Annotated in this window: 4 protein-coding genes and 1 pseudogene; 3 read left to right on the top strand and 2 right to left on the bottom strand. The window is 58.1% G+C overall.

The window, feature by feature from the left end:
* Positions 1–378 (bottom strand): annotated as a pseudogene (locus BRA42_RS01670) (hypothetical protein); the annotation flags it as partial.
* A gap of 7 nt (positions 379–385) precedes the next feature.
* The gene (locus BRA42_RS01665) at positions 386–1,519 is read right to left on the bottom strand and encodes a hypothetical protein (RefSeq protein WP_342771207.1); all 1,134 of its coding nucleotides are present in this window, start codon (positions 1,517–1,519) and stop codon (positions 386–388) included.
* A 580-nt stretch (positions 1,520–2,099) separates the two neighbouring features.
* On the opposite strand from BRA42_RS01665, the gene BRA42_RS01660 reads away from it, so the two are divergent.
* The 3 genes from BRA42_RS01660 to BRA42_RS01650 form a co-directional block, all read left to right on the top strand.
* Positions 2,100–2,552, top strand: a complete 453-nt coding sequence (locus tag BRA42_RS01660; RefSeq protein WP_292408112.1) for a pre-peptidase C-terminal domain-containing protein — start codon at positions 2,100–2,102, stop codon at positions 2,550–2,552.
* Positions 2,491–3,381, top strand: coding sequence for a winged helix-turn-helix transcriptional regulator (locus BRA42_RS01655; protein WP_292408115.1), 891 nt, complete (start codon positions 2,491–2,493; stop codon positions 3,379–3,381). Before BRA42_RS01660 ends, BRA42_RS01655 begins: the two co-directional genes overlap by 62 nt.
* A gap of 419 nt (positions 3,382–3,800) precedes the next feature.
* The coding region (locus tag BRA42_RS01650) for a hypothetical protein (protein ID WP_292408118.1) at positions 3,801–4,073 on the top strand (273 nt) is incomplete at its 3' end.

Here is a 4,073-nt window from a genome sequence, read left to right as displayed (position 1 = left end):
GTCCACTTCGATGAAGAACGACGGCGACTCTTCACCGCTCCGGAACTCCACGTCGACATAGGTCCTGTTCAAGTCGACCTCAGCATAACCTGTCTTGATCGAAGTCCTGACCGAGGTGATGTTCCAGCCGTTCTCAAGCAGGACCCCGGCCCGCCGGTCGGTGAGGACGATCGCGATCACCTCCGTGACGTTGGCGTCGAAACCCCTTACCGGGAGCTCGGAAGCGTTGATCGGGATCGCGACGTCCCCCCGCTCGTAGTGAAGGACCGCCGGGGTAGGCGTGACATTTTCCGGCATACCGGTCTCCGCCGGGTCGGTGCACCCGGCGCCGAACACCAGGATAGCCAGCGCAAAAAGGAGAAAGGGGGTCTGTTTCATCCTGTCACTACCAATTGAAAGTATTGAGCCGAACCCGTGATGGGTTCTGGATGATCTCCACCTGGCAGTACCGCACGATCTCGGAGGGAACCTCGGTCGAATACCATGGCTCCAGGCTGATGCTCATGGGCGTTCCATAACTCCTGTATTCCATGTCGTAGAAGAGCGTATCGCCAGGTACATCGTCATTGTCGTCGATACGCCAGCCTTCAAGGGCACAGGCGACGAGGCACCCCGGCTGTGGTTGCATGCAGTTCGTCGAGAGCGAACTGTACTGGCCTGTTGTATGGTCGTAGATGGTGATAGACCAGAGGTTGAGATCGTCGGACCAGTAGATGCGCCCCCTCATCGTATGCCCGGCGGCGGTGTCGAACAGGGGCCCATAGTAACTATCCTGAAGGTCGGGACTGCATGCCGCCCAGGCCTGCCCCTCCCATTGGTGGGTGGACCCGTTGTAGCACACTACCGGTTGCAGCAGGTATCTCTCTGTCCCGGCAGTCCCCCGTATGACGTTGAAGAGGTAGATCCTCTCATTAGCCTCAAGGCCCGAAGGCGGGCCGGACGGAACCTTCCAGTATGCCGTATACTCGGTGATATCGGCGTCTGGTTCATCCTCCGCCGATTCTATCCAGTCATTACCGAGCCACCCGAGCGGCGCCACGGTCCGGCCGGAGGCTGCGGTTTCGTCGATAACGGTCAGGATCAGTTCTCCGGCGGCATCAAGGACGAAGGTCTGATCTCCCTGGTGATACACCCTTGCGTCGTTTGGGAGTTGATGCAGTCGGGTGCAGGATTTTTCAACGCCTGCCGGTGTGGGCAGTTTTCCAGACTGTTCGTCGCTGACCGAGAGCAACTGGTCCCCGTCTTCGTCGAACACCCGGGTGATCCCGTCGGCTGCGTGGACGATGATCGAGCCGAACGGTATCCCCCCTTCTGTCCGACCGTCCGCGATGCGCTGCTCCGCCCGGGGGCTTAACGCCTCGAAGACGGCTATCGTCTCGATCGATGGATCGGCATTCAATTGTGGAGGTGCGTACCGGTCAAAATCGATACCAGCGCCTTCGGTTTCGATTGCGCTTGCAATAGGCACAATCCCCACGCTCACCAGCAGCAGTGCCAGGAGCAGGGAGAATGCCTGCATTCCAGTTTTTCTTTTCAGGTGTTTCAACTCCTTCTTGTTTACCGGAGGCAGGAGAGGCACACAGGTTAAGTACCTGGAATGCGTACATTCCTGTTGCCTCCGGGCATGCGGGACGTTCACCCATCCGATTCCCTGCTGGCCGGGTGAACCTCCGCACCGTTGCAGGCGTCGCACGCGGCACCCACAATCTTTCTCTTGGTCGCTCCGGGATAAATCAGTTATGGGCCAAAAACCGATTTTTCACCCGGCTCTTTCGAAAAAGAGCGACAATAACGCCCTGAGATCCCGTACATGACATCACCTCCGGCCAGGCGTACCTCACCGGATCGCCATCAGATAGCGAGCAAACCGTCGGTCAATCGTCGTTACCGATAGGGAGTTCCCTCCCCCTGTCCGCCGCGCGCGGGACTGGCGAGCGGCCCCGTCCCACACCGATCTCTTCAGATGCGGCAGCGGTGGGCGCAATATGGCCGCGATGAGACCCGGGTGCTGTCGCCTCCGGGAAAAAGGCAAGAAAGACGAGAATAGAATTGATGTTTGGCCCATAAAACTCATAAACATGGATCACAATAATCCATGCATGGCATCGGCAATGAGCAAATGCGTGACTCTCGCCCTGCTGCTCGTCGTTGCCTTCCTTGCCGTGCCCCCGGCGGCGGCAACGGAGGGGGGCGGATACACCGTTCGCCCTTCGACATCGGACGATCCGGTGACGACCCAGGGGATCTCCGACAGCATCGAGCAGGGCGAGACCAACAAGCACCAGTTTTATGTCGAAGACGGGGTTGCGTGCCTTGAGGTGTACCTGGACTGGGGCTCAACCTCCGACTCCCTGACGTTGACCGTCTACGCCCCGTCGGGGAGCAAGATCGGTACATTCCGCGACAGTAGCGACGGAATGACGGATGGCAAGATACATATAGACATTGACCCGGATGGCAATCATGTGGACCAGGGAACCTGGACGTTCGATGTATACGGCGAGAAGATATCCTCCCAGAGAAATTACACCCTCGCCCTCTACCAGCACTAGACCGGGCAGGCTTCTCCGGTTGCTTACCCTCTCGATCCTCTTTTCGGTGCTGCTGGTAGCGGTTGCCGATGCCACCGAATACACGGTCCGGCCTTCTCAAAATATCGGAAAGGAGCCCGGTACTTCTATGTCGGGCGAGACGGTGCAGGAGTGCGAACCGATACCGTTCTGGCTCTTCCTGCTGCTGTGCCTGTTTCCCCAGCTGACGGCGGCCCCGATCGAGACTCTCATTCCGTTAAAGGCCACCGTTGGGTACCTCGGGTATACGCGAATCCACAGGGGGAACGCTCTCGACAGCCAGCGGAGGCTCGCGATTCTCAGTTTCATCAGGGCAAACCCGGGGCTGCATCTCAGAGAGTTGATGAGAAGAATGCCCATCGCAAGAGGGACGCTCGAGTACCACATAAAAAAGCTGGAGTCCGGGGGTCTTTTGAAGTCGGTGCCGGAAAAGGGAAGGCTTCATTATTTCAGCGCAGACCAGCACTACTCGACCGAGGAAGAGACCCTTATCATCGCGATGGAGAACGCCATTTATAGGAGGATCATAACCCGGCTCTATCTGAACCGGAGTGCCCGCACCGCAGACTTCGCAAAGGAGGCGCACCGGTCCAACGCCACGATTTATGTGCACCTGAAACACCTGGAGAGCCTGGGCATCGTAACATCTGAGAGGGTGGGGCGGTACGTGCAATATACCCTTACCGACAGTTATTCCCGTGTATTGAGAGAACACCCGAACAGTTACCGCGAACCTCTTCGGTTCCGGTGCACCATGATGAACGAACCGGTCTCCTGCATGAGAATTACCTGGACCGGAGGTCGTATATGATATTTTCCTCCACAAAGGGCCTTTCTGTACCCTCTGTTTTCCAGATCCGGGGGGCGTTCGCCACAATGCCGGACGCCTCTCGTGACGGCGGGCGCGCGCTCCCCTGCAGCCGGCGTTCCGGAGCGGCATCGGAAGACCCGGCCCCGGTATCTTTCGGGTCCGCCCATCTCTCCCTTCGGAGGCCGCCGGGCGCCTGATAGAGTTGAAGATTGTCCTAGAAACGGTATATAGGATAACAACACAGTCTCGTGTGGTGATACCGCATGCGGTATCCCGCGGGGGCCGGGGTGCTTGACTGGTATCAAATCCCGGCTCCCATACTGTGCCCGGAGGGCACTAGGGCTGTTGGCTCCCATCGGGGATAGCCGTTGCGGTTCCGTGTTCCTCCGGGTACCTTCCAAAAAACTGGAGGAACACACATGACACAGAAAAAAAGTCCACATATCAGGCCCGTGCTCATGGCCCTGCTGCTTGCGGCCATGGTTGCCGTGCCTGCGGTGAGTGCGTACTCTGCAGATGACTTCACAACGTCGGAAAAAGATACGGATCCGACTCGAATTTATTACTACGCCGAGACCCACGTGACAGAGGTGATGGATGAGATCTACATCCAGGCAAACCTCTGGTATCGACCGAATAGTGCGTCGCCAAGCGACCACGTTGAGAGCACCCCCATGGAGCACTACTACAAC

Origin of the sequence: Methanoculleus sp. UBA374, from assembly GCA_002508705.1 — an archaeon.
Taxonomy (GTDB): Archaea; Halobacteriota; Methanomicrobia; order Methanomicrobiales; family Methanoculleaceae; genus Methanoculleus; species Methanoculleus palmolei.
Note: the sequence above shows the minus strand (reverse complement) of the source record. Positions and strands in the feature narration are given on the sequence as shown.

What these genes read in the sequence shown, in the direction of transcription:
- BRA42_RS01665 (WP_342771207.1), bottom strand. Translation starts at nt 1,519, where the DNA reads ATGCAGGCATTCTCCCTGCTCCTGGCACTGCTGCTGGTGAGCGTGGGG.
- BRA42_RS01660 (WP_292408112.1), top strand. Translation starts at nt 2,100, where the DNA reads ATGGCATCGGCAATGAGCAAATGCGTGACTCTCGCCCTGCTGCTCGTC.
- BRA42_RS01655 (WP_292408115.1), top strand. Translation starts at nt 2,491, where the DNA reads ATGTATACGGCGAGAAGATATCCTCCCAGAGAAATTACACCCTCGCCC.